The organism is Kineococcus sp. NPDC059986 (assembly GCF_040702905.1).
In the GTDB taxonomy this organism is placed as follows: Bacteria; Actinomycetota; Actinomycetes; order Actinomycetales; family Kineococcaceae; genus Kineococcus.
In genome coordinates this window covers 13,146-38,177 of sequence record NZ_JBFBND010000018.1, presented here as the reverse complement: position 1 = coordinate 38,177, position 25,032 = coordinate 13,146, and the positions used below count along the sequence as shown (strand labels likewise).

20 protein-coding genes, 1 tRNA gene and 1 pseudogene are annotated in these 25,032 nt (G+C 75.4%); 5 read left to right on the top strand and 17 right to left on the bottom strand.

The window, feature by feature from the left end; genetic code table 11:
• Window positions 1-11 precede the first annotated feature (11 nt).
• From AB0637_RS14675 to galU, 12 genes are all read right to left on the bottom strand, one after another.
• Window positions 12-1,160 carry a polysaccharide pyruvyl transferase family protein gene (locus AB0637_RS14675; protein ID WP_366173168.1) on the bottom strand — a complete coding sequence of 383 codons (1,149 nt, stop codon included), beginning with the start codon at window positions 1,158-1,160 and terminating at the stop codon, window positions 12-14.
• Window positions 1,157-2,410 carry a glycosyltransferase gene (locus tag AB0637_RS14670; RefSeq protein ID WP_366173167.1) on the bottom strand — a complete coding sequence of 418 codons (1,254 nt, stop codon included), beginning with the start codon at window positions 2,408-2,410 and terminating at the stop codon, window positions 1,157-1,159. Before AB0637_RS14670 ends, AB0637_RS14675 begins: the two co-directional genes overlap by 4 nt.
• Window positions 2,411-2,597: 187 nt before the next feature.
• Window positions 2,598-3,425: a WecB/TagA/CpsF family glycosyltransferase gene (locus tag AB0637_RS14665; protein ID WP_366173166.1), complete on the bottom strand. Its 828-nt coding sequence runs from the start codon at window positions 3,423-3,425 to the stop codon at window positions 2,598-2,600.
• A 68-nt stretch (window positions 3,426-3,493) separates the two neighbouring features.
• Entirely contained in the window at window positions 3,494-4,468 is a 975-nt protein-coding gene (locus tag AB0637_RS14660; RefSeq protein WP_366173165.1) for a glycosyltransferase, read from the bottom strand.
• Window positions 4,469-4,639: 171 nt separating this feature from the next.
• Window positions 4,640-6,199: a sugar transferase gene (locus AB0637_RS14655; protein ID WP_366173164.1), complete on the bottom strand. Its 1,560-nt coding sequence runs from the start codon at window positions 6,197-6,199 to the stop codon at window positions 4,640-4,642.
• 266 nt (window positions 6,200-6,465) lie between these two features.
• A tRNA-Ala gene (locus AB0637_RS14650) sits at window positions 6,466-6,538 on the bottom strand.
• Between the two features lie 85 nt (window positions 6,539-6,623).
• Window positions 6,624-7,415 carry a hypothetical protein gene (locus AB0637_RS14645; RefSeq protein WP_366173163.1) on the bottom strand — a complete coding sequence of 264 codons (792 nt, stop codon included), beginning with the start codon at window positions 7,413-7,415 and terminating at the stop codon, window positions 6,624-6,626.
• 78 nt (window positions 7,416-7,493) lie between these two features.
• Entirely contained in the window at window positions 7,494-8,093 is a 600-nt protein-coding gene (locus AB0637_RS14640; RefSeq protein ID WP_366173161.1) for a GNAT family protein, read from the bottom strand.
• Window positions 8,090-8,626, bottom strand: a complete 537-nt coding sequence (locus AB0637_RS14635) for a MogA/MoaB family molybdenum cofactor biosynthesis protein (RefSeq protein WP_366173160.1) — start codon at window positions 8,624-8,626, stop codon at window positions 8,090-8,092. The genes AB0637_RS14640 and AB0637_RS14635 overlap by 4 nt, the downstream gene beginning before the upstream one ends.
• Window positions 8,619-9,107 carry a cyclic pyranopterin monophosphate synthase MoaC gene (moaC, locus tag AB0637_RS14630; RefSeq protein ID WP_366173159.1) on the bottom strand — a complete coding sequence of 163 codons (489 nt, stop codon included), beginning with the start codon at window positions 9,105-9,107 and terminating at the stop codon, window positions 8,619-8,621. The genes AB0637_RS14635 and moaC overlap by 8 nt, the downstream gene beginning before the upstream one ends.
• 14 nt (window positions 9,108-9,121) lie before the next feature.
• Window positions 9,122-10,405: a gephyrin-like molybdotransferase Glp gene (gene glp / locus AB0637_RS14625; protein WP_366173158.1), complete on the bottom strand. Its 1,284-nt coding sequence runs from the start codon at window positions 10,403-10,405 to the stop codon at window positions 9,122-9,124.
• Between the two features lie 19 nt (window positions 10,406-10,424).
• Entirely contained in the window at window positions 10,425-11,351 is a 927-nt protein-coding gene (galU, locus tag AB0637_RS14620) for a UTP--glucose-1-phosphate uridylyltransferase GalU (protein ID WP_366173157.1), read from the bottom strand.
• A 170-nt stretch (window positions 11,352-11,521) separates the two neighbouring features.
• Between galU and AB0637_RS14615 the strand changes: the two genes are divergently transcribed.
• The gene (locus AB0637_RS14615; RefSeq protein WP_366173156.1) at window positions 11,522-12,202 is read left to right on the top strand and encodes a 5-formyltetrahydrofolate cyclo-ligase; all 681 of its coding nucleotides are present in this window, start codon (window positions 11,522-11,524) and stop codon (window positions 12,200-12,202) included.
• A gap of 16 nt (window positions 12,203-12,218) precedes the next feature.
• Here AB0637_RS14615 and AB0637_RS14610 read toward each other — a convergent pair whose 3' ends face one another.
• Complete coding sequence (locus AB0637_RS14610) at window positions 12,219-13,661, bottom strand: NAD(P)/FAD-dependent oxidoreductase (protein WP_366173155.1); 1,443 nt, start codon at window positions 13,659-13,661, stop codon at window positions 12,219-12,221.
• A gap of 44 nt (window positions 13,662-13,705) precedes the next feature.
• On the opposite strand from AB0637_RS14610, the gene AB0637_RS14605 reads away from it, so the two are divergent.
• From AB0637_RS14605 to AB0637_RS14595, 3 genes and pseudogenes are all read left to right on the top strand, one after another.
• Window positions 13,706-15,229, top strand: coding sequence for a potassium/proton antiporter (locus tag AB0637_RS14605; protein WP_366173154.1), 1,524 nt, complete (start codon window positions 13,706-13,708; stop codon window positions 15,227-15,229).
• A gap of 23 nt (window positions 15,230-15,252) precedes the next feature.
• On the top strand, window positions 15,253-17,451 hold the full coding sequence (locus AB0637_RS14600; RefSeq protein WP_366173153.1) for a phosphodiester glycosidase family protein: 2,199 nt from the start codon (window positions 15,253-15,255) through the stop codon (window positions 17,449-17,451).
• Window positions 17,452-17,537: 86 nt separating this feature from the next.
• Window positions 17,538-17,678 (top strand): annotated as a pseudogene (locus AB0637_RS14595) (FmdB family zinc ribbon protein); the annotation flags it as partial.
• Between the two features lie 14 nt (window positions 17,679-17,692).
• On the opposite strand, the gene AB0637_RS14590 reads toward AB0637_RS14595, so the two are convergent.
• On the bottom strand, window positions 17,693-17,908 hold the full coding sequence (locus tag AB0637_RS14590) for a hypothetical protein (protein WP_366173229.1): 216 nt from the start codon (window positions 17,906-17,908) through the stop codon (window positions 17,693-17,695).
• Between the two features lie 111 nt (window positions 17,909-18,019).
• Between AB0637_RS14590 and AB0637_RS14585 the strand changes: the two genes are divergently transcribed.
• Entirely contained in the window at window positions 18,020-18,694 is a 675-nt protein-coding gene (locus tag AB0637_RS14585; protein WP_366173152.1) for an SAF domain-containing protein, read from the top strand.
• A 14-nt stretch (window positions 18,695-18,708) separates the two neighbouring features.
• On the opposite strand, the gene AB0637_RS14580 is transcribed toward AB0637_RS14585, so the two are convergent.
• The 3 genes from AB0637_RS14580 to AB0637_RS14570 all read right to left on the bottom strand — a co-directional run bounded on the left by AB0637_RS14580 (window position 18,709) and on the right by AB0637_RS14570 (window position 25,026).
• Window positions 18,709-20,781 carry an EAL domain-containing protein gene (locus tag AB0637_RS14580; protein ID WP_366173151.1) on the bottom strand — a complete coding sequence of 691 codons (2,073 nt, stop codon included), beginning with the start codon at window positions 20,779-20,781 and terminating at the stop codon, window positions 18,709-18,711.
• Between the two features lie 256 nt (window positions 20,782-21,037).
• The gene (locus tag AB0637_RS14575; RefSeq protein WP_366173150.1) at window positions 21,038-21,196 is read right to left on the bottom strand and encodes a hypothetical protein; all 159 of its coding nucleotides are present in this window, start codon (window positions 21,194-21,196) and stop codon (window positions 21,038-21,040) included.
• Window positions 21,193-25,026, bottom strand: a complete 3,834-nt coding sequence (locus tag AB0637_RS14570; protein ID WP_366173149.1) for a hypothetical protein — start codon at window positions 25,024-25,026, stop codon at window positions 21,193-21,195. Before AB0637_RS14570 ends, AB0637_RS14575 begins: the two co-directional genes overlap by 4 nt.
• Window positions 25,027-25,032 lie beyond the last annotated feature (6 nt).

Sequence of the window (25,032 nt, the reverse complement as noted above, 5' to 3'; positions counted from 1 at the left end):
ACTCCTCACGTTCAAGCGCTCCCGTCCCGGTCCAGCCCCACTCGTCGACGAACGCGGACCGCGTCGGCCGACAACTCCCCGACGAGGCGGGCGACGCCCACCTGCACGGCTGCGCTGTGCTCGTCACGCTGCTCCAGGAGCTCCTGGGCGCGCTCGACGACGTCGCCCGCGTCGAGCCCACGCGTGCTGAGGGTCCAGTCACCGCGGTCGATCGAGAGCTGGAAGTCCAGGCACTTCGGGCGGTACTCGATGGCCAGGCTGGGGACCCCGACCGCACTCGCCAGCACCACCGCGTGCAACCGCTGACCGACGACCACCGAGCAGTCTCGGACCGCCGACACGAAGTCGTCCGTCGTCGGCGGGGACAGCACCTCGACCGCCTCACCACGACCCACCGCCCGTGCGACGGCCTCCGACGGCGCGAGGTCTGCGGGGTGCATGGCGAGGAGGCGGACCCGCCTCCCCTGCTGCACGAGGAGACGCGCCGCCTCCGACAGGGCGGTCACCACGGCACCGGGGTCACCACCCCACACGTCCTCGGGAACGGCGACACTCATGCCGACCAGGTCCCCGTCGGTCTCCACGGGTACGCGGTCGTGGGCGAAGAACAGGGCGGGATCGCCGACGACACGGCTGTCCACGCCGACCTCGGCGAGGATGCCCTGTGACAGGGGGCCTCTGACGGTGACCTCGCCGAAGGTGGGCAGGACGTCGGCCCACGCCTTGAGGTCGTCCCACGACGCGTGGACCCGCCGGCCGCTGAACGTGGGGTCCTCGACCCCGACACCCATGAGGGACCAGGAAGAAGCGAGCCCCGCACCGTCGAACGCTTTCACCCGCGCCAGCCAGTCGGCTCGACCGACCAGCGTCCCCCCACCGAGCAGGACCGGGTTGGGACCCGCAGCTCGTGCCCGGGAGAGGACCTCCGGCACGTGGTGCACCGGCAGCTGGTTGACGGGACGTCCCAAGGTCCAACGCTGGTGGGCCTCGAGGATGGCGTCGTCCCCGATGTTGCGCTGACCGGCGAAACCGAGGTAGGAGATGCCCTCGCCGGCGGCGGGGAGCTCACGGGCCCCACGCACGACGGCGGGGCGCCGACGCACCCAGTCGCGAGCGCGCCGGACGGCGGGACGGACTCCGAGGCCCAGTTCGACACTCACAGCGAACCCTCCACGAGTGCGACGGGACGAGCGCTGGTCGAGGACCGGAACAGGTCGAGCAGGGCTTCCGCGTTGGGCAGGGGCGCGAACTCGGACCGGACCCGCTTGCGACCGGCGCGACCCGCGCTCTCGCGCAGTTCCGGGTCGGAGGCGTACCGCGCCAGGGCGGCAGCCACCGCAGACGCGTCGCCTGCCTCCACGAGCGTTCCGGACTCGTTGTCGACGAGTTCAGGGATCCCAGCGATCCGCGTCGTCACCACCGGGAGTTCTGAGGACATCGCCTCCATGAGCACGACGGGGACCCCTTCCTCGTAGCTCGGGAGGCAGAACACGTCTGCCCAGGCGTACCAGTCGGGCAGCTCGTCCTGACCCACGGCTCCGACCAACCGCACGACGTCCCCGAGGTTCCGGTCGACGACGGCCTGTCGCAGTTCCGCCTCCAGCGGCCCTCTGCCGACGACCACCACGTCGACCTCGACACCACTGAGGCGAAGGTGATCGGTGGCCTCGAGGAGGACCTCGGGCCCCTTCTCCCCGACGAGGCGACCGACGAACAGGATCCGGAGCGCACCCGCGGCCCGGTCGCGACGCGCGTCCGCACGGCCCGGGAACCGGTCGGCGTCGACGCTCATCCGGACGATGGCGGTGCCGGGGCGTTCTGCGGCCGGCACGCCGGAGAGCACCTCTCGCCGGCAGTAGTCGCTGATGCACGCGATGGCGGACGCTGAGGACGCCTTGGCCGGCAGGTCGAAGCGCTCGGGATCGGCGAACTCCGTCGGTCCGTGCATGCTGAACGACCAGGACCACCCGGCGTCCGGGCCGTCGAGCGCTCGTCCCAGGGACACGACGCGGCGCGCGATGTCCGCGCCGTTGTTCGCGAAGTGGACGTGCACGTGTCGCACGCCTCGGCCGAGGAGTTCCTGGCGCAGCACTGCGGCCTCGACGAGGTAGAAGACCTGCCACACGCGCGCCTTCGCAGAACGCGGTCCCGTCGACAGCGCCCGTGCCAGTTCGCCGACAACGGCCGAGGGACGCTCGTGCACGAGGCGTCCGATGGTGCGCAGGTACTCCGTCCGCCCGCGTCCGAGGAGCGCAGTGGTGGTCCGCGCTTCTTCACGGGCGTTGCGCGACAACAGCTCGGAGGGTGGAGACGGGCGCACGGAGAACGTGTGCACGATCACGCCGAGGTCGCGCAACGCCGTGACCTCGCGTTCGATGAACGCGTGGGAGATCGTGGGATAGGCGCTCACCAGGTAAGCGACCTCTGGCCGCCCGTCCCCGCGGTGCTGCTCGTGCTCACGCGACTCTTGCAAGTTCGAACCTTCCTGCTGGCGATCATGGAGATGCACCGTCAGGTCGCCGTCGGCCATCACGAGCACACGAATTCTAGCCGCGCAGACGCGACTGCAGAAGCGTCCACCGATGTGGACGGCGGAGTCAGCAGGCGTCGGCGCTTCCGCGCAACCTCTTCCTGACGCTCCGGGAGAACAACCCCGCCGCGTACGGCAGGTCGTGCACCAGGTACCGCTTGGCCATGCGCCGCGGTTCCATGACGAGCCGGTGCACCCACTCGAGCCCGCTGCGCTGGATCCACAGCGGCGCGCGCGAGACCTCGCCGGCGACCATCGTCAGGGTGCCCCCGCACCCGACGAACCAGGTGTTCGGGAGGTGCCGGCGCAGGTGCTGCATCAGGTGTTCCTGCTTGGGGAACCCCAGGGCGACGAAGACGATGTCGGGCTTGGCCTCGACGACCGCGTTGACGGTCTCCTCGAGGGTCTCGGGACGCTTCTCGAAACCGAAGGGCGGGCAGTGCACGCCCGCGACCTCGAGCCCCTCGTACTCCTCGGTCAACCGGTCCGCTGCACGCTCGGCGATCCCCTCCGCGCCTCCGAGCAGGTACAGCGACCGGTCCGACCGGGCAGCCGCTTCCGACAGCGACCAGATGAGCGAGGAACCCGTGACACGTTCGGGCAGTTCCTCGCCCTGGATCCTGCTCGCCCACACGATCGGCATGCCGTCCGGGACGACGAGTTCGGCCTGTTCGGCCAGTTCCCGCAGCTGCGGCTGCCGCAACTGCCGGAGGATGTCGACGTTGGGGGTGATGAGGTTTCCGCCCCGCCCCTCCTCGAGGGCGACCATGACGTGCTCGACGACCTCGGTCTCGCGCAGGGCGTCGAAGTCGACGTCGTCGACCGTCACCTGCTGACGCTGCCGCGGGGACTCGACCCCCAGGTCGTCGATCGCCGTCAGGTCCAAGGACGTCACGGAGCGTAGCGAGGCCAAGGATCGCGAAGGGCCAGAGAAGAGAACCATGTGATCTCCCAGGGAGCCGGTCAGCGAGTGGACGTGTCCCGCTGCCAGGCGGTGGTCTGCCTGCGGCGAGCGGAGATCCGGGACGCGATGGTGACGGCGGTGTAGACGGCGGCGGACGGAAGCAGTCGTGGGCGGGTCAGGGCGAGCTTCGCCAGGGCCGACGTCGTTCCCGACGTGGACCGGTCGAAGGTTGGTGCGGTCCCCGTGGCGCTCCCACCGGCAGCGGCCGTCGCGTCGTCCTGCGACGCGTCGACGGTCACCGGGCGCCCCCCGGCGCCTCGTTCGTCGTGGTGCTCGGTCCTGCTGAGTTCCGCGTTCCCCGACGCGGTCCTCGTGCGCACCTTGAGGAGGTTGCGCAGGTTCCTGGGTGCGGCGACGACGAACTCCCCGTCGCTGGTGCCGCGCTCGTGCTCGGCGAACAGCCGCTGCACGAAGAGGTCGTCGCTCGTGACGTCGGGGAACTCGGAGAAGCGCGAACGACCCTCCTGCGACATCCCGTACACGCCGAGCCCCACGAGACCGGACCGCACGTACGGCAGTTCGGCGTAGGCGCGGTAGAAGGCCCGGACGGGCCAGGAGGAACCCCGCAGGTCGAAGCGGATGCTCGGCGACGCCGCGTGGACGTCACCCTCGCGCAACCGCTCGGCGAGGTGGGCCAGCGTGCCGGGGGTCAGGACGATGTCGGCGTCGAGGTAGACGCGGGGGAACGCCGTCGCGGCCTCGTCCCCGGCGCGCAGCGCGGCGGCCTTGGACGCCTGCCCCAGCTCGACGACGCGGGCGCCGGCGGCACGGGCGACGTCGGCGGTGTCGTCGCTGCAGCCGTTGGCCACGACGACGACCTCGGGCGCCTCGGCGCCGGCCGCGGAGGCCAGGGCGGCGAGGGTGCGGCCGAGCGTGCGGCCCTCGTCGTGCGCCGGGACGACGACGGACAGGGTCGGGGCGGACGACGAGGAGGTGGAGGACGTGGCGGGCAGCTGGTCCGTGCTGGTCGTCACGCGCGCTCCTCCTCGGATCGTTGCTCTGATTGATGCATCGTTCGGCGCAAGGCAGTCACTTCTGGTCACCTGGCAGTGCGCATAGTAGCCAGGCCGTCGGGGACGGACGCAAGACGTGAACGCCGGCCCACGGTGAGACACCGCACACACCGACCGCCGCCACCGTCACGCTCAGTAAGCCCCACGCCCGCCGAAGACGGCCTGGGCCGTCTTGGCGAGGATCATGACGTCGAAGGCGGGCGACCAGTTCTCCACGTACTGCAGGTCCAGCCGCGTCGACTCCTCGAGGTCGAGGTCCGACCGCCCGGAGACCTGCCACAGACCCGTCAGGCCCGGCTTGACCAGCAGCCGGCGCCGCAGGTCCTCGCCGTACTCCGCGACCTCTCGGGGCAGCGGGGGCCGGGGACCGACGAGCGACATGCTGCCGCCGACGACGTTGAACAGCTGGGGCAGCTCGTCGAGGGAGTAGCGGCGCAGCAGCGCCCCCATCCGGGTGACCCGGGGGTCGCGGCGCATCTTGAACAGCAGGCCGTTGCCCTCGGACTGCTCACGCAGGTCGATGAGGAGCTTCTCGGCGTCGGTGACCATCGAGCGGAACTTCACCATCGAGAACTCGCGGCCGTCGCGGCCGACGCGGGTCTGCCGGAAGAACACCGGACCCGGGTCGTCGACCTTGATGGCGATGGCCACGAGGAGGAACAGCGGGGACAGCAAGAACAGGCCGAGGGCCGCGCTGCCGCGGTCGAACAGGGCCTTGCCGGCGTGCCGGATGCCGCGCAGCTCGGGCCGGTCCACGTGCAGGAGAGGCAGTCCGGCCACGGGACGGATCACGACGCGGGGGCCGACGACGTCGGTGAGCGCGGGCGCGACGACGAGGTCGGCGCGGGTGCCCTCGAGTTCCCAGCCGAGCCGGCGCAACCCCGGTCCGTCGAGTTCGGGGCAGGTCAGGGTGGCCACGACGTCGACGTCGACGTCGCGGGCGACGTCGGCGATCTCGTCCAGCGACCCCAGGACCGGGACGCCGAGGGCGTCGAGCTCGGGCGTGCTGCGACCGTCCGGCGTGCAGGCCCCGTCGACGCGCAGACCGTGGTCGGTGTTGCGCGTGACCTGACGCACGAGGGAGGCGACGGCCGCGGGGTGGCCGGCGACGAGGGTCGACTGCATGCACTCCCCCGCCGCGCGCCGGCTGTGCAGGTAGCGGCGGACCGCGAGCCGGGCGAGCACGGTGAGGATCCCCGCGACGGGCAGGGCGACGACGACGAACCCGCGGGCCACGTCGAGGGCGAAGGCCCACGAGAGGGTCCCGACGAGGGCGACGACGGTCGTCCCGGCGAGCAGCACCCGCTGGAACTCCTCCGACCCCACGCCGAGGAAGCGCGCCTCGTAGGCCCGGAAGAGCAGCATGGACGCGACCCACACGGGCGGCAGCAGCACCATGGTCCAGGCGACGGAAGGCCCCACGGTGTGGGGCGCGTCGCCGAAGCGCAGCAGGTACCCCAGGACGGCACCGACGAGGGCGGCGACGGCGTCGGTCACGGCGATCGTGCGGCTGTACTCGCGCTGCCACACGGGCTGGCGGTGAGCACGCGGCGCGGGCGACGTCGAGCGGCGTCGAGCCCCGGGCAGGGACGGGAGGAAGGGCCGTAGCGTGTCGGGCACCGGCCCAGCCGGCGGGGCGTCGATGACGCGCCGTCGCTGACTCGGCAGCAGGTGCAGTTCTTCGGCAGCCATGAGCACTCCCCCGTCGTGGCCTGATGGACACCCACGGCGGCGTGGGACGCCGTCTCACCCGTTCGCGTGACCTCGGCGAGCCGAAATCGTTACGCAAGGGTGAGCTGACTACACCCATGGTAGCCGGACATCACCCGTTCGCCGCAAGTCCCTCACGGAGCGCTCATGGCCGGCAGCGGCTCTGCGGGGGCCTGGAGGTGCCCTCGGAGCGGGTCCCGGGAACGACGAAGGCCCTCACCGGTGACGGTGAGGGCCTTCGTGGCGGGTGGAGCTGAGGGGATTCGAACCCCTGACCCCCTCGTTGCGAACGAGGTGCGCTACCAGCTGCGCCACAGCCCCGAATCGTCGTCCCGATCACTCGCGGCGACGAGAAGAGGTTACCAGTCCTCGACGGAGGTGCCGACCACGGCCGGTCCACCCGCGGTCACTGGTTCACGACGCGTGCGTGCTCGCGCAGGTCGATGACCTGGGTGTCCTCCACGCCCTGCCGCCCGGCGGCGCGCTCCGCCGCTTCCGCCGCGGCGACGGCGGGCGAGACCGGGTCCCACGTCCGCGCACGGTCCTTGAGCAGGTAGGTCGGCAGCGGGACGGGGACGGGGGCCCACCCGCGGTCGTCGGCCAGCGGCGAGGGCCGCTCGTCGCGCTGGGCCGGGACCCCGGTCCGCACCCCGGCCGGTCGCGTCACGGGCAGGGCGACGGTCGGCGTCGCCGGCCGCACGGCGGGGCGCGCCGGCGCGTCGGCCCCGTGGCGCGTCAGCGCGGCGACGACGAGGCACAGCCCCAGGGACGGCAGCGCACCGGACCACCACGGTGCGAGCCCCGCAACGACGAGCGCCCACCCGAGCACCGTCAGCGCCGCCGCGGTCGCGACCAGGCGCCGGCGCCGCGCGACCACCCGGGAGGAACGCCGGGAGGCGTTGCGGGACAGGGGCTTGTGGGAAGCGTCGAGCGATGGGGTCTGCGCCGCAGCCGGAACCGGGCCCGATCCGAGCACCGGACGCGACGACGAACCCACCGCGGCCGCAGAGACCGCGGCCGCCGCCAGCGCCTGCCCGACGGGGGCCGACCCGCGCCGCACCACGACGCGCATGGCCTCGGAGTCCCGGTCGGCCTGCCGCGCCTCCGCCGTCCGCCGGTGTTTCCGGATCGCGTTCGGCACGAGGTAGGCAGCCCACAAGGCGATGATGGTGAGGAAGATCAGACTGCTGGCGGGCACGGGACGCAACGCTATGGCACGGGACGTCGAGATCCCGCAACTCGGCGGTGTGTCGCACTGCGGGAGTGCCGAGGAGCGTCAGCGCGCGCGCTGGGACCCGCGGTACCGGGCCATCAACCCCTCGGGGACCTCACCCGCGGTCAGCGCGAACGTGCGGTGGTCCCGCCACGCGCCGTCGATGTGCAGGTACGCCTTGCGCAACCCCTCGTCGCGCATCCCGAGCTTCTCCGCCACCCGCAACGACGCCGCGTTCTCGGGACGGATGTTGACCTCGATGCGGTGCAGCCGAAGGACTCCGAAGCAGTGGTCGGCCACGAGGGCGAGCGCCACGGGGATCGTCCCGCGGCCGGCGACCCGACGGTCGATCCAGTACCCGACGTGGGCCGAGCGCAGCGAACCCCACGTGATGCCGGAGACGGTGATCTGCCCGACGAGGGCGCCGTCGAGTTCCACGACGAAGGGCAGCATCCGGCCGGCGCGGGCCTCGCGGGAGAAACCCCGGACCATCTGCGGGAAACTCGGCGCGGGTCCGCTGCCCTCGGGCGAGGTCGCCTCCCACGGCCGCAGCCAGGACGCGTTCGCGGCCCGCACCGCACGCCAGACCGCGGCGTCGCGACGGCGCAGGGGACGCAACCGGACGGCCCCCTCGCGCAGTTCGACGGGCCAGCCGGGGGTCACCGGCCGGCTCCGGCGGAGGGGACCCGCGGGTGGTCGCCGCCGTGCACCTGCTCGACGGCGTGGACGAGGAAGCCGGCCAGCACCGCGACACCGTCCCGCACCCCGCCGACGGACCCCGGGAGGTTGACGACGACGGTCCGTCCAGCAACCCCCGCGACCCCGCGCGAGAGGACCGCCGTGGGCACGCCCTTCGCGGCGCCGGCGGCGCGGATCGCCTCCGGCACACCGGGGACGAGGTAGTCGAGCACCCGCAGCGTGCGCTCGGGGGTGAGGTCGAGCGGGCTGAGCCCGGTGCCGCCGTTGGTCACGACGACGTCGTACCCCGCGGCGACGGCGTCGCGCAACGCCTCCTCCACGGGATCCCCGTCGGGGACCACGACGGGCCCGTCGACGCGGAACCCCATGTCCCGCAGCCCCTCCACCGCGACCGGTCCGGAGGTGTCGGAGTAGACGCCGGCCGAGGCCCGGTTGGACACGGTCACGACGAGGGCCGACCGCCGGGGCGCGTTGCCGGTCGGGGGGTGGTCAGTCATCGACGGTCCAGTCCCCCGAACGACCACCGCTCTTGGCGGTGACGCGCACACCGTCCAGGACGGTGCGCTTGTCGACGGCCTTGACCATGTCGACGAAGGTGAGCCCGGCGACGGCGACGCACGTCAGCGCCTCCATCTCGATGCCCGTGCGGTCGGCCGTGCGGACCGTGGCGGTGATGTGCACCCCGGTCAGGGCAGGGCTGCGCACGGGGGTGATCTCGACCTCGACGGCGTGCACGGCGACAGGATGCGCCAACGGGACGAGGTCGGGGGTGCGTTTGGCCGCTTGCAGTCCGGCGATGCGCGCCACGGCCAGGGCGTCACCCTTGGGCAGCCCACCCTCGGACAACAGGTCGAGGACCGCCGTCGAGCACCGGACGTACCCCTCGGCGCTCGCCGCGCGCGCGGTGACGGGTTTGGCCGAGACGTCGACCATCCGCGCGTGCCCGGCGTCGTCGAGGTGGGTCAGCCGCGCGCTCACGGCGTCAGCCTCGCTCACGCGCGCGCCCCGGGCACGTCCAGTGCCGCCTCGGGCGGCAGCGGGCCGAGCAGGACGCACTCCACCTCGTCGCCGGGAGCGACCTCGGAGACGCCGACGGGCACGACGGCCAGGCACGTCGCCCGCGCGAGCGCCGTCACGAGGTGCGAGCCGTGCCCGGAGACGGGTTCGACGACGAACCGGCCGGCGGCGTCGCGGGTCCACGCGGCCCGCACGTACTGCTCCTTGCCCTCCGGCGACGTCCAGCCGGTCCCGGCGACGGCGCGCACGCGCGGTCGCTGCGGGTCCGGGCCCTCGTCACCGAGCATGCGCCGCAACGCAGGACGGACGAAGACCTCGAAGGACACGAAGGAGCTGACGGGGTTGCCCGGCAGGGTGAACACGGGGACGCCCTGCTCCCCCAGCGTGCCCAGCCCCTGCGGCATGCCGGGCTGGACGGCGACGCGGTCGAAGCGGACGGCGTGCACGCCGGGTGCCGACAGCACCTCCTTGACGGTGTCGTAGGCACCCTCGCTCACCCCGCCGGAGGTGATGACGACGTCGGCGCGCACGAGCTGGTCGTCGAGGACGGCGGCCAGTTCCCGGGCGTCGTCCGCGACGACGCCGACGCGGTAGCCGAGGGCCCCGACGTCCTCGACGGCCGCGGTGAGCAGGTAGCCGTTGGCGTCGTGCAGCTGCCCGCGGGCCAGGGTGACGCCGGGTTCGACGACCTCGGTGCCCGTCGAGACCACGACGACGCGGGGGCGGGGACGGACCCGCACCCGGGCGCGGCCGAGGGCGGCGAGGACGCCGATGTGCCGAGGTTCGAGGCGGGTCCCGGCCTCCAGGACGAGGGTGCCGGCCGGGGCGTCCTCACCGGCCAGGCGGATGTGCTGGCCGGGCACGGGGGCCCGGCGGACGACGACGTGGGACACCCCCCGGTCGGTCCACTCGACGGGGACGACGGCCTCGGTGCCCTGCGGGACAGGGGCTCCGGTCATGATCCGGGCGGTCGTCCCGCCCACGAGGCGCAGGGTGTCCGCCCTCCCGGCGGCGATGTCACCCACCACGGGCAGGCCGACGGGGTTCTCCTCCGTGGCCGTCTCGACGTCGCGCACCCGGACCGCGTACCCGTCCATCGCGCTGTTGTCGAAGGCGGGCAGCGGCCGCGGGCTCACGACGTCCTCGGCGAGCACGCAGCCGAGGGCGTCGCGCAGGGCGAGGTCGAGCGGCGGCAGCGGTCGCACCAGGTCCAGGCAGGACTGCCGGTGCGCCGCCACCGAGGTCAGGGGTGCACTCACACCCCGAAGGTTGTCACGCTCAGTCCGCTGCACCCGCACCGGACGCGACGAACTCGCCCAGCCACTCGCGCAGGTCGGACCCGATGTCGGCGCGCTCGCTGGCGAGGCGCACGACGGCCTTGATGTAGTCGAGCTTGTCGCCGGTGTCGTAGCGGCGGCCGCGGAACACGACGCCGTGGACGCCGTAGCCGGGGCCGTCACCCCGGGCCAGGACCTGCAGGGCGTCGGTGAGCTGGATCTCCCCGCCCTTGCCCGGCGGGGTCTCGTGCAGGACGGCGAAGACGGCCGGGTCGAGCAGGTAGCGGCCGATGACGGCCAGGTCGCTCGGCGCCTCCTCCGTCTTCGGCTTCTCGACCAGACCGGAGACCTTGACGACGTCGGGGGTGTCGGTCGGCTCGGCGACCGCGCAGCCGTAGAGGTGGATCTGGTCGTGCGGGACCTCCATGAAGGCCACGACGCTGCCGCCGTGCTCCTCGCGGACCTTGATCATGATGTCGAGCAGCGGGTCGCGGGAGTCGACGATGTCGTCCCCGAGCAGGACGACGAAGGGTTCGTCGCCGACGTGCTGCTCGGCCACGAGCACCGCGTGCCCGAGGCCCTTGGGGTCGCCCTGACGGACGTAGTGCACCTGGGCGAGGTCGGTGGACTCCTGGACGCGGGCCAGCTTGGCCGCGTCGCCCTTCTTCTCGAGCCCGACCTCGAGCTCGACGTTGCGGTCGAAGTGGTCCTCCAGGGACCGCTTGTTGCGGCCGGTGATCATGAGGACGTCGGTGAGACCGGCCCGGACGGCCTCCTCGACGATGTACTGGATGGCCGGGGTGTCGACCACCGGCAGCATCTCCTTGGGCATCGCCTTGGTGGCCGGCAGGAAGCGGGTCCCCTGCCCGGCGGCGGGGATCACGGCCTTGCGCACCGTGCGGCCGGGACGCTCGTCGCGTTCAGTCATGGGCGGAGGCTACCGCCCGTCCAGACTCGGACACGGCCTGCAGCCGTGATGCGCCGACCGGGGGGCCCGGAGCGTCCTCTTCCGGAACCCCGTCCGAGGAGGCAGACTCGGTGGGGAGCGGACAGCGACGGGACCCCCCTCGCGATCCCGCCACGAACCTGGAGCGGCCCGTGCCCACACCCGACACCGTCCTCGACGCCGGGTCCTCCCCCAACGCGGCCGGCGGCACCGGCACCGGCACCGGCACCGGCGACCTCACCGTCCACCGGGACCTGTCCGTGGAGTCCGACGTCCCGACCGTCGAGGCCCGCAAGCGACTGCTGCGCAAGGACGTCCGGGCCGCACGACGTGCGGTGCCCGAGCACGACGCGGCCGCCGTCGACGTCGCCGTGGCCCGCGTCCTCCTCGACTGCCCGCTCCTCGCCGGCGCCCGCCGGGTGGCGGCCTACACGTCCCTGCCGGGCGAACCCGGGACCCGGTCCACGCTCGCGGAGCTGCGGCGCCGGGACGTGGAGGTCCTGCTGCCCGTGCTGCTGCCCGACGGCGACCTCGACTGGGAGCTGCGTCCCGCGGGTCCGACCCCCGGCCCGCTGGGCGTGCACGCCGTCGCGAGCGCCGACCTCGTCCTCGTCCCGGCCCTCGCCGTCGACACCGCCGGCCGCCGGCTCGGACAGGGCGGCGGCAGCTACGACCGTGCCCTGCGCCGCGTCCCCGCACGGGTCCCCGTGGCCGCGGTCGTGCACGACGAGGAACTGCTCGACGCGGCGGTCAGCCCGTTGCCCGCCCTCCCCCACGACCAGCTGGTGCAGGCCGTCGTGACGCCGACCCGCTGGCTCTGGCTCGCCACCTGAGCGCTGCGCGGTCCTCCTAGGCCCTCACCCGGCGCGACCGGGCGAGGTCGGTGAGGGCGAGGGTCGCGGCGTGGAACCCGCACATCCCGTGCACCCCGCCGCCGGGCGGGGTCGCGGCCGAGCACAGGTACGTCCCGGGCAGCGGGACGCGGTAGGGCGAGAGGCCGACGACGGGCCGGAACAGCTGCTGCCGCAACGTGAGCGCTCCCCCACCGACGTCGCCGCCGACGAGGTTGGCGTTCTGCTGCTCCAGCTGCGCCGGGGACGTCTCGACGCGGCCGACGATGCGGTCGCGGAACCCCGGCGCGAACCGTTCGACCTGCCGGTCCACGCGCTCGCCCACCCGCGGGTCGTCCGACCCCTGCGGGGTGTGCGCGTAGGCCCAGACGACGCGCTGCCCGCCCGGCGCGCGGCCGGGGTCGGCGGCGTCCTGCTGCGCGAGCAGGACGAAGGGGCGGTCGGGGTGGCGGCCGGCGACGACGTCCGCCTCCGCGGCGGCGACCTCGGTGGCAGTGCCGCCGAGGTGCACGGTGACCGCCTCGGCCAGTCGCGGGTCGCGCCACGGGACGGGCCCGTCGAGCAGGTAGTCGACCTTGAAGGCGCCCGGCCCGTACGTCCAGCGGCGCAGCGCCGCGGCGTACCGGTCGGGCAGCCGGCCGGCCCCGAGCGCGAGCAGCTGGCGGGGCGTCACGTCGAGCAGGGTGACGTCCGCGGGCGGCAGCTCGGCCAGGGAGCGCACCGGGTGCCCGGTGACCACACGGCCGCCGTTCTCCTCCAGGACCGCTTGCAGCGCACGGGTGATCGCCCCGGAGCCGCCCGCCGGGACGGGCCACCCCGTGGCGTGCGCGGCGGTGCCGAACAACGCCCCGAACGCCGACGTCAGCACCTGCGTGTGGGGTTGCAGGGCGTGCGCGGCCATCCCCGCGAACAACGCCCGCGCCGGCTCCTCGCGGAACACCGTCCGCACGAACGCGGCCGACGGCCACGCCGCCCGCGCCCCGAAGGTCCCGAGCGCGAGGGGTGCGGTCGGCACGCGCAGCAGCGGGCCGAGCACGGCGGGGACGAGCTCCTCCCACCGGGCGACCGGTCCGGCGAAGAGCGCGTGCCACGCGCGGCCGTCCCGGCCGAGGGCCTGCGCGGCCTCGTCGAGGTCGTGCGGCAGCACGGCCGCGGGGCCGTCGTCGAGGGGGTGCCCGACGGGGTAGCGGCCGTGCCGCCAGGTCAACCCGTGCCGTTCCAGGGGGAGGTCGCGGAAGAAGGGGCTCGCGACGGCGAACGGGTGGACGGCGGACCCGAGGTCGGTGACGACCCCCGGACCGAGGACCTCGGCGTCGGAGCAGGCCCCGCCGACCCGGTCCCGCGCCTCGAGGACGGTGACCTCCAGCCCGGCCCGGGCCAGGACGACGGCGGCCGACAGGCCGTTCGGTCCGGACCCGACGACGGTGGCCGTCCCCCTCACGAGAGGGGTCCCGCGGAGGACGGTGCGGAGTTTCCCAGGAGCACGTGAGCACCGTAGTCGGCACGCTACGGTTCGGCATGACCCTGGAGGAGTTCAGCCGCGTGCTGCTGCTGGCCTCCGGAGTCCTGCTGCTCGCGGTGCTCGCCGTGCGGTTGTCGGCCCGCACCGGGCTCCCCTCACTCCTGCTCTACCTCGCCCTCGGACTGGTCCTCGGCGAGGACGGTTTCGGCATCCCCTTCGCCGACGCCGAGATCGCGCAGGTGCTCGGCTACGGGGCCCTCGTGCTGATCCTCGCCGAGGGCGGGCTGACGACCCGGTGGGAGGCGATCCGGGGTGTGGTGGCGCCGGCGGCGGTCCTGGCCACGGTCGGCACCGCCGTCTCGACCGTCGTCGTGGGCGTGGGGGCGCACCTGCTGCTGCAGACGTCCTGGACCGTCTCCTTCCTGCTCGGCGCCGTCGTGTCCTCCACCGACGCCGCCGCGGTGTTCTCGGTGCTGCGGTCGGTCCCGCTGCCGCACCGGTTGTCGGGGATCCTGGAGGCCGAGTCCGGCCTGAACGACGCACCGGTGGTCATCGCCGTCATCGCGCTGACGGAGGTGGCGGCCGGGCACTCCGACCACGCGTGGTGGTTCTTCCTCGCCGAGGCCGTCTTCGAACTGGCGCTCGGCACGGTCGTCGGGGTCGGGGTGGGGCTGGCGGGGGCGTTCCTGTTGCGGCGCAGCGCCTTGCCGAGTTCGGGGTTGTACCCCGTCGCCGTCCTGGCACTGGCCGTCGGTGCGTTCGCCGTCGCGGACGTCCTGCACGCGTCCGGGTTCCTCGCGACCTACCTGTGCGGGCTCGTCCTCGGCAACGCGCGACTGCCGCACCGGCACGCGACGCGCGGTTTCGCCGAGGCCTTCGGCTGGCTCGCGCAGATCGGCCTCTTCGTCATGCTCGGTCTGCTGGCCGACCCGTCCCGGTTGCCGTCGGCCGTGCTCGACGCGCTGCTCGTCGGGATCGTGCTGACCCTGTTCGCCCGGCCGGCCTCGGTCCTGCTCTCGCTCGCCGGGTTCCGGTGGGCACGGACCGACCTCGCGTTCCTGTCGTGGGCCGGTCTGCGCGGGGCGGTCCCCGTCGTGCTGGCGACCGTGCCGGTCGTCGCGGGCATCGCCGGGTCCGAACGGCTCTTCGACCTCGTCCTCGTCCTCGTCGTCGTGTTCACGCTCGTCCAGGCGCCGACGCTCGCGCCGCTGGCCCGCACGCTCGGCATCCTCACGGCCGCACCGACGACCGACCTCGACGTCGAGGTCTCCCCGCTCGGGACGCTGTCCGCCGACGTCGTGCAGGTGCGGGTCGGACCGCAGTCCCTGCTGCACGGGGTGGAGGTCTTCGAGCTGCGGTTGCCGCGCGGGGCGAACGTGAGCCTCGTGGCCCGGGACGGGTCGACGTTCGTGCCCCAGCCGCGCACGGTGCTGCGGCGCGGCGACGACCTGCTCGTCGTCACGGGAACGGCCGAGCGAGCGCTCGTGGAGGAGCGGCTGCAGGCGGTGAGCCGGGAGGGCAAGCTCGCGGGCTGGCGGGAGGCCTGACCCCGCCCACTTACGGTGGGTGCATGCGACGTCGCACGGTGTTGTCCATCGCCACGTTGAGCGCGTCGGGGCTCCTCGTCCCACCCCGGGCGCTCGCGGCGGTGTCGGGGCAGGACGGCCGCGAGGTCGTCGCCCCCGGGGTCGTCCTGGAGCGCAGCACCTCCGCGGGACCGGTGCGGCAGGTCCTCGTGCGCCTCGCGGCCGGCGCCTCGACGCGCCCGGTCCTGCTGCAGCAGAGCCTGAGTGCACCCCGGACCCCGGCCGAGCTCGCCACCGCGGCGGGGGCCGTCGTCGCGGTCAACGGCGACTTCTTCGACATCGACCGCACGGGGACGCCGGACGGCCCCGTGGTCCTCGACGGCGTGCCCCTCAAGTCGTCGGCCGCCCCGCAGGCCGCGGTCGGGGTCGAGGCCGGACCCGGCGGCTGGCGCGGCCGCGTCGGATCGGTGTCCCTGCAGGGCACCGCCACGGTCGCGGGCCGGACCTACGCACTGGCGGCCCTGTGCACCCGGACGGTCCCAGCCGACGCCCTCGCCCTGTTCGGTCCCGCCTGGGGGGCCGGGGACCGCGCGCTCACGACGGCCGGCGGGGTCGAGCTGGAGGTGCGCGCCGGGACCGTCACCGCCGTCCGCCCGCCGGGGCCGGTGCCCGTCCCCGCCGACGGCGCGGTCCTCGTGGCCACCGGGGCCGCCGCCGCCGCCCTCGCCGGCACCCCGCTGGGCAGCCCCGTCGTCACCGACGTGCGCGTCCTCGACGACGCGCTGACGGCGGGGTCCGGGGGTTTCGCCGTCGGCGCCCGGCTCGAGCTCGTCCGGGACGGCGCGGTGGCGCCGATCGACGAGACCGACCCGACGTGGGCCGCGCTGCGCGCACGGACCGCGCTGGGCTGGACCGCCGCCGGGGACCTCCTGCTGCTGACGGTCGAGGGCGGGACGGCGCGATCGCGCGGGACGACCGCCGTCCAGACGGCGCGCCGGATGCTCGACGCCGGCGCGGTCGGAGCGGTGATGCTCGACGGCGGCGGATCCGCGCAGCTCGTCGCCCGGGTCCCCGGGGACCCGGGTGTCAGCGAAGCCGTCGTGCCCTCGGACGGCGCCGCGCGGCCCGTGGCCCACGTCGTCGCCCTGGTGCCGGCCGTCGCCGGTCCGCAGGCGCGTTCGGTCGTGCTGCGCCCCGTGGTCGACGCGCCCGCGGGGGTCGCGGTGTTCCCGGGGCTCGCGACGCTCCTGCTCGCCGTGCCCGTCACGGCCTCGGGGGCTCCGACGTCCGGGGCCCCGGTCCTCACCGTCGCCGCGGGCGGGGTCACGCTCGAGGACCGTGGCGTCGACGAGGCCGGCCGCCGGCGGGTGGCCGTGCGGGGCGTCACGACCGGGCGCGCCACCGTCCGCGCCGACCTGGGCACGGACCTCGGCGCGGCCACGGGATCCCTGGACGTCGAGGTGCTCGGGCCGCCGGTCCGGCTGGCGACCGACCGGCCCCTCGTGCTGCCGGGACCGGGCTCCACGCTCGACGTCGTCGTGACGGCGCGCGACGCCACGGGCCGGGAGGCGGTGCTCGACGCGGCCGGGCTGCGGGTGGGCACGGACCCCACCGTGCTGTCGGCGGTGGCGCTGCCGGACGGGCGGTTGCGGCTGACCGCCGTCGCCGGGGGTCCGGCGCCGACGTGGGTGCGGCTCGTGGCGGGGGGCGCGGACGAGGCCGTCCCGGCCGCCGTCGGGACCCGTCCCCTGCTCGTGGACCCGCTGTCGTCCACCGACGCGTGGTCGGTGGCCACGGTGCGGGCGGCCGCCTCGGTCGCCGCCGTCGAGGGTCCGGCCCTGCGCCTGGCCTTCGACCTCACCGTGCGCCCCGGCGAACCGGGCACCGCGACGGCCGCGCTCGTGGCCCGGGTGCCGGTGGCGGTCCCCCGCGGGGCGACCGCGCTGGCGGTGAGCGTGCGCGGCGACGGGGCGGGAGGCTGGTTGCGCGGGGTCCTGCGCGTCGACGGGGCCAGCCGTCCGGTGACGTTCGCGGCCCGCGTGGGCGTCACCGGGTGGCAGCGCCTCGTCGTCGACCTGCCCGCGGACGCCGACGAGGTGCTCGTCGAGCGGCTGTACCTCGCGCAGACGTCGGTGGCGGCCCGGGGCGTCGGCGCCCTGGACCTCGCGCGGCTCGAGGCGGAGGTCCCCCCGCTGCCGTCGGCGGCGTCCGACGTGACGCGCCGCACCCGCGCCCGGTCCTGACCGCACCCGCGCACCGGCGCGGGCGAGTACCATTGGCACTCGAACGACCCGAGTGCCAGCGGGGTCCTTGAGCTCACGGAGATCGCGTGCCCACCTACGCCTACGCCTGCCAGTCCTGCGGACACTCCTTCGAGGTCCGCCAGTCCTTCAGCGACGACGCCCTGACGGTCTGCCCGGAGTGCTCGGGTTCCCTGCGCAAGCTGTTCAACAACGTCGGCATCGTCTTCAAGGGATCCGGCTTCTACCGCAACGACTCCCGCTCGGGGAACGGGTCCTCCGGGGGGTCCTCGAGCAGCGCGGAGAAGTCCTCGGACTCCTCCTCGAGCTCCACGACGTCGTCCTCGGACGGCGGGTCGAGCGGCGGCTCGTCCCCCAGCTCTTCCGGCACGAGCTCCTCGAGCACGAGCTCCTCCGGCACGTCGGGTTCCTCCTCCAGCTCGTCCACGAGCGGGTCCACGTCGGCCGCCTGAGGTCGAACCGGTCTCCACAGGCCGCCTGGGACGCCCGTCGTCCCCAGGCGGCCTGTCGCGTTCGACGGCCGGGCGTGCGGCGCGCCTAGCGTCGCGCCGTGCCCGACTCCTCCCCCGACACCCCCTTCCGCCCCCCGCCCCGGGGTCCCCTCGCGCGGCGCCGACGACGCCTGGCCCGCCGCTGGCTGTCCGCCGGGCTGGTCGCCGCGGCCGGTGGGGTGGCCGTCGCGAGCCTCGCCCCGCCGGCGCCGTCACGGGTCCCCGTCCTCGTCGCGACGCGGGACCTGCCGACGGGCGCGGTGCTGTCGGCCTCCGACGTGAGGACCGCGCAGCGGGAGGGCGGCACCGTTCCCGACGGGGTCCTCGTGCCCGCCACCGCGCACGGGGCCGTGCTGGCCGCCCCGGTCCGGCGCGGTGAGGTGCTCACCGACGCGCGCACGACGACGGGTCCGCTGCTGGCCGGCCAGCCCGCCGGGACGGTCGCCGCGGCCGTCGAGGTCGACGACCCGGGGCTGCGGGAGTCGCTGGCCCCCGGCGTGCGGCTCGACGTCCTGGCCCGGACGCAGGACCCGGTGTCCGGGGCCGCGACGGGGGCCGAGCGGATCGCGACCGGTGTGGTCGTGCTGCGGGTGCCCACGGGCCGGGAGCAGTCCGGCCTCCTCGGCGCGGCACCCGACGCCGGCCCGGGGTCCGTCCTCGTCGCGGTCGACCCCGCCACGGCCGCGCGGCTGGCCGCGGCGGCGGGCCGCACCGTCGTCACGGTGCGGTCCTAGGGGTGGGCGTGAGCTCAGTCGGCGTGCGGCGCGGGGGTCGGCAGGACGGCACGGGGGTGGCGGGCGCGCAGGAGGTCGAGCAGGGCCTCCGCGGTCATCGGCCCGCCGACGTGCTCGCCCTGGGCGGTGTGGCAGCCGAGCGCGGCCAGGGCGCGCAGGGTGGGGGCGTCGGCGACGCCCTCGGCGACGACGCGCAGACCGAGCTCGCGGCCCATCTGCACGGTCGAGCGGACGATGACCGCACGGGCGCGGTCCCGCGTCATGCCCGTCACGAAGCTCCGGTCGATCTTGAGCTCGTCGACCTCGAGGTCGATGAGGTACGCCAGCGACGCCTGTCCCGTGCCGTAGTCGTCGACCGCGACGGAGCAACCGAGGGCCCGCAGCCGCCGCACGACGGCCCGGGCCCGTTCGGGATCGGACACGATGCCCGTCTCGGTGACCTCCAGGACGAGGTCGGAGGCGGCCACCGAGTGCCGGCGCAGCCCGTCGGCGACGAGGGCCGGGAGCTCGTGGTCGGTGAGCAGCCGCGCGGAGATGTTCACCGAGACGGTGGGGCGGAAGCCGTCGGCGTGCCAGCGGGCGGCGTCCGCGAGGGCCTGGTCGAGGACGACGGCCGTGACCCCCGCGACCAGCCCGGACTGCTCGGCGAGCGGGATGAAGCGGTCGGGGCCGACAGGACCGAGCTCGGGGTGGCGCCAGCGGACGAGGGCCTCGGCCCCGACGACGGCTCCGGTCCGCGGGTCGACCTGCGGCTGGTAGAGGACGAAGAGCTCCCCGCGGTCGACGGCCCGGCCGAGGTCACCGAGCAGGCGCAGGCGCTCGATGCTGTTGACGTCCCGCCGTCCGGCGTAGGTGCAGGCCCGGCCGCGGACCTCCTTGGCCTGGTAGAGCGCGACGTCCGCGCTCTTGAGCAGGGAGGCCGCGCTCGTGCCGTGGTCGGGGGCGAGGGCCACCCCGACGCTGGCGGGCAGCAGGACCTGCAGCTCTCCCACGCGCATCGGCCGGGACATCTCCTCCACGACGGCGAGCGCGAGCCCCTCGGCCTCGAGGCGGTCGGAGACGAGGAGGCCGAACTCGTCGCCACCGAGGCGGGCGACGACGGCGTCGGCCGGGGCCTGGGCCGCCAGCCGGCCGGCGACCTCCCGCAGGAGGGCGTCCCCCACGGGGTGCCCGAGGGTGTCGTTGACGTCCTTGAAGTGGTCGAGGTCGACGACGAGGAGGCCCGGGCCGGGCTCGGCACCCTCACCGCCGCGCAGGGAGCGGGCCGTCGCCGCGAGGAAGGCGTCGCGGTTGGGCAGTCCCGTGAGGTCGTCGACGAGGGCGCGCCGCTCGTGCCGGCGGGCGACGGCGGCGCTGACGAGCATGACCGACAGCGGGACGCAGACGAGTAGCAGCAGCCAGGCACCGCCCTCGGCGCTGACGACCACGACGGGCGCGGAGGCGAGCACGGCGAGCGTCAGGAGGAGTCCGGAGGTCGACCCGGTGCGCACGAGGCGGCGCGGGGAGCGCACGACGACCCGCCGGGACGCCGTCCGGGCCAGCCCCTGGGCGAGCAGCCCGGCAGCCCCCGCCACGAGGACGGAGGGCCAGTCGGTGGGGTCGCGCAGGACGGGACCGTCCGCGGCCGAGGCCCCGAGCAGCGCGTCCAGCACCACGGAGCAGGCGAGGACCCCCACGAGCGAGGTGGCCACGGCGACGACGACGGCCTGCGGGCCGGACCCTCGGCGCACCTGGCGCACGAGCGTGGGCACGGCCCGCACGAGCAGTGCGAGCGACAGGGGCCCGAGGGCGACGAGGGCGACGAGGAAGCCCCACGACACGGGCAGCGGATCGCCCCGACCGCTGGTGCGGCGGGTCACCGGGCGGGACTCGGCGACGAGGACGACGACGGCGAGGACGACGGCGAAGCGGGAGATCCGCCACGGGGCCGGGCCCTGGAGGGCGGCGACGACCGCCACCGCGAGGACGCCGACCGCGACGAGGACGGCCACGAGGTCGACGGCCAGCGGCACGGCGGGCCTGGACCGTGGGCCGGGACGCCGGACGGCGACGCGCGGCGCGGTGAGCGCGGCCGTCGAGCGCTGCATCCTCACCCTTCCGACGCCGTGGCTGGACCCCTCCGGTGGACCAGGGCGGCGTCCCCCGATCGGGGGACGGCACTCGCCGGTCCGGGCCCATCATGGGGGTACGGAGCGCAGCGCAGAAGCTCTGCGGAGGTCAGATCCGCGACTTTCGACCCAGCGTCATTGTGGTTGAACGTTCAGTCAGCAAAGTGTGTCGCTGTGCAACACCGCCGCTACACACTGTCCCTCCTGTCCCACCAGTCCCAGGCCCAGGCGGACCTCAGTCCCAGTGCGGTGGGCGCTGCGAGAGGTACCAGTCGTCGTCGTACCCCGCCCCCGACCGCTCGCCCCACCCCTCGTCCCGGTCGTCCGCCGACCGCTCGTCCTCCAGCGGGACCTCGCGGTCGTCGTCGTCCTCCGGGCCAGAGGCCGGGCTCACGGGGTCTCCACCCCGGTGCGGTCGCGGTCGGCCGCGGGGGCCGGGACCCCGGGAGCGCGGTCGGGCCCGCCGGCCGGGCGGGCGTCGCCGTGTGCGGTGCCGTCGTGGGCGGTGCCGTCGTGGGCAGCCAGGTCGACCACCCACGGCAGGTCGTGGCCCGCGTCGGCCAGCGCGTCCCGCCACACGCCCGCGATGCGGTCCGCCTCGGCGTCGGCGTCGGCGAAGACGTCCGCGGTGAGCACCCGCACGTACCGCCAGCCGCGACGCTCCAGCTCCGTCGGCCCGTCGACCTCGCGGTCGACGACGTCGGCACCCGCCCACTGCGCGTCGTCGAGCTCCACGACGAGCGCGGGACCGGCACCGGCGCGGGCGCGGGCGTCCCGGACGACGAGCGCCAGGACGCGCGAGGCCCCGACCTCGCACTCGACGGGCAGGCCGATGCGGCGGCAGGAGGCCACGAGGGCCCGCACGACCGCGTCGGCCCCGGGACGCTCCGGACGGCCCTGCTCGGCCAGCAGCTCCTCGCGCTCCCACGCCCGGGCGGTCCGGTCGAGCAGCACGCGACCGTCCTCGCCCCCGTCGGCCTGGTCCGGGTCAGCCCCGTCCCGGTCGGCGCTCCAGCCGGAGTCGTCGAGCACCAGCGTCGTGCGCAACCGGCTGCGGGTCAGCGCCATCCACGCCTCCGCGCGTCCCGTCGCGCGACCCTCGTCCGGGTCCGCGCCGTCGTGGGCGGCCCCCAGGGCCGGACCGTTCAGGACGGCGTCGGTGACGACGAGGACGTGGTCGCGCCGCTCGCCCGTCCAGCGCACCGGGGCGCCGACGAGGAGGGGCTCACGACCGACGGACAGCGGCAGCGCGCGGTCCAGCGCCTGCCGGCGGACCGTGTCGGAGAGCAGCTCGGCGCCCGCGGCGTCCGGGACGACGATGCCGAGCGACTCCTCGGGGTGAGCGGTCAGCGCGCGCAGCGCCGTCTCGACCACGAGGTCGACGAGGGCGTCCGGCCCCCGGCGCGCCCCCGGCGGCCGGTCGGAGGTGCGGACCGTGGCGCGACCGTCGTGGCCCGGGCCCGGCAGCGACACCTGCCCGACGGGCACGGGCACCCCGACGAGCAGGGTGTCGTCCAGGAGGGCGTGCTGCCGGTCGAGCCGCAGGGTCGGCAGCACCCCGTCGACGTCGGCGAACAGGCTGTCCCGCACCGGACCCGGCACGACGTGCTCGTCACGGGCGGTGGGCAGGTCCGCCGGCCCGGGCAGGTGCTCGTCGCCGACGACCAGGACGCGGGCGGCGCGGGACAGGGCCGGCAGCGCGGCCGCCGTCGTCGTGGCCTGCGCCCCCAGCACGACGAGCAGGTCGGCCTCGGGCACCTCGTCGGCGAGCCGGGCGACCCCGGCCGTGGACAACGCGGTGACCGGCAGCAGGTCGACGGGGCGCCCGGACCGCTGCGCCCGCTCGTCCAGAGCCGCCCGGACGCGGGCCGCCTGCCGGCCGCGGCGCGCGGCGACCGCGAGCTGCAGTTCGTGCCGGGCCGTCCGCAGGGCTGCGGCCTCGCCCGTGCCGACGAGCGGGTCGACCATCGAGATCGCGTCGAGGACCCCCGACCACCAGGCGCGCTCGACCTCGGACGGCAGGTGCAGGCTGCCGGGACCGCCCCAGCGGGCTCGCAGGTCCTCCAGCAGCGACCCCCAGCCGCCGGCCTCGAGCTCGTCGACCAGGACCGTCCGACGGGGCAGCGGCCCGAGTGCGGCCGCGTCGGCGGCCAGCCCGCGCAGCAGCGCGGACAGCTCCGGGAGCTGGACGTCCCGCAGCGAGGAGGCCCCGAGGTCGGTCCACGACCGGGCCGGCAGCACCCGGGCGAGGTCGTCGAGCTCGGCCCGCACGGCCGCCACGGCGGCGACGAGCGCGTCGAGGTCGTCCGGCACGACGGGGGCGTTGTCGCGCACCGAGACGCGCTGCCAGCGCAGGCGCTGGGAACGGGCCTGCTGCAACCACTCGTGCAGCGTCGCCCAGTCACCGGCGGAGACGTCCGGCCGCAGCAGGGCGCGGGCCTCGCGCCGCAGGCGCCAGCGCCGCATCCAGCCCTGCCGCACCTCGTGCTCGCGCCGCCACTGCGGCGTCGCCGTGGCGGCGGCCACGTCGCCGAGGGACCGGGCGAAGACGTCGGCGCCGAAGCGCCCGATCGTCGTGCGCACGCCCTCCAGCAGCTCGGTGCGGTCGGCGGCCTCGGCGACGGAGGCGGCACCGCGCAGACCGGCGGCGTCGCAGACGGTCGCGAGCAGTGCCCGCAGGGCCGGCAGCCGCTGACCGATGAGGTCCTCGACCCGCGCCAGGGCCTGGGCGGCCGCCTCGGCGGTGCGCAGGTCCGCACCGGCCCAGGGGGTCGTGCCCGGGCCGACGTCGAAGGCGCCGAGGTCGACGGCCTCGACGAGGCGCTCGGCCCACCGCGGCACGTCGTCGCGGCCGCAGGAGGACAGGTCCTGGCCCCGCAGGCGGCGGCTCGTCGTCGGCGGCTGGGCGCGTTCGGACAGCTCCAGCAGGGCCCGGACGGCGTCGGCCGCGCTGACCCCCCACGGCTCGCGGGGGCGGTGCAGGGCCCGCGCGTGCTCGTCGAGGGCGCGCGCCGGGCCGTCGACGTCGGGGTCGGCGGGCGCGACGGCGCCGACCGGTGCCGCGGCGTCGCGGCGCGCGGCGACCTCCCGCCGGGCCGCGTCGAGCTGGACGGCCGCGTCGTCCGCCGAGGAGTCGAGGTCGGCGACGAGGTGCAGCAGCAGACGGCCGAAACCGTTGTCGCGCAGCCGCTCGTCGACGGCCCGCCGGTCGGCGGCCGAATCGGCCACGAGCAGCACCCGCCGGCCCGCGGCCACCTCGGAGGCGATGACGGCGGCTGCGACCTGCGTCGCCCCCGTCCCGGTGGGGGCGTCCAACCGCACGTCCTGCCCGGCCAGCACCGCCTCCACGACGCGACGCTGGGCCGGGTCGAGGGCGAGACCCCCCACGAGACCGGGCGCGTCCGCGGCCTCTGACGTGACGTTGCTGTCGTCGTTGTCGTCGTCGCCCCGCAGCGGGTCCACGGGTCGTCGGGCGGCGATGGCGGCCACGACGCGGTGGTCGCGCACGAGCCCGCCGCGCCGGCGCAGGTCGGCGAGCAGGTCCGCGCCGGGGTCCGCGAACGTCGCGAGCAGGAGGCGCCGTTCCACCCGCAGCCCCCGCGTCCCGGCGAGCTGGCGGCGCAGCTCGTCCATCGCGGGGTTCGGGTCGAAACCCCAGTGCGCCCCCACCGCGGTCACGATGCGCCGCGTGTCGAGGTCGACGCCGAGCTCGGTGCGCGCGACCCGGACCAGGACCGGGTTGACGATCACCTCGGGGGCGAGCTGGACGACGAAGTCGTCGAGCGCCTCGGTGGCCGGGGTCAGGGTGCAGCGGCGGAGCAGGACCGGGGTCCGGCGCGGGGGGAGCAGCGCCGGCGGAGCGGCCCCCTCGGCGAGGGTGGCGGCGTCCGCCTCCTCCGCCAGCGACCAGCCGGCGGTGCCGACGGCCACGGCGAGCGAACGGGTCCCCCGCTGGGCCAGCAGCGCGGCCGCGAGGCGGTGGGTGGTGCGGGCCCGGCGCCGGGCCTCGGCGAAGGCACCGGCCTCGCGGACCAGGCTCGTCAGCGGGGCGGGACCGCCCGCGAGGAGCTGGGCAAGGCCGGAGGGGTGCGCGGTGGTCAGGTCGAGCACGGCGTCCGTCCCGACCGGGCAGTCGAGCAGGGCCGAGGTGCCGCCGAGGACCTCCGCCTCCGCCCACCAGCGCCGACGCGTCGAGTCGGGACCGGGCGCGGCAGTAGACGTCACACGGTC

Coding starts and splice junctions, on each gene's coding strand:
- AB0637_RS14655 (WP_366173164.1), bottom strand. CDS start 6,199: ATGGCTGCCGAAGAACTGCACCTGCTGCCGAGTCAGCGACGGCGCGTC.
- AB0637_RS14635 (WP_366173160.1), bottom strand. CDS start 8,626: ATGACTGACCACCCCCCGACCGGCAACGCGCCCCGGCGGTCGGCCCTC.
- galU (WP_366173157.1), bottom strand. CDS start 11,351: ATGACTGAACGCGACGAGCGTCCCGGCCGCACGGTGCGCAAGGCCGTG.
- AB0637_RS14600 (WP_366173153.1), top strand. CDS start 15,253: ATGCGACGTCGCACGGTGTTGTCCATCGCCACGTTGAGCGCGTCGGGG.
- AB0637_RS14580 (WP_366173151.1), bottom strand. CDS start 20,781: ATGCAGCGCTCGACGGCCGCGCTCACCGCGCCGCGCGTCGCCGTCCGG.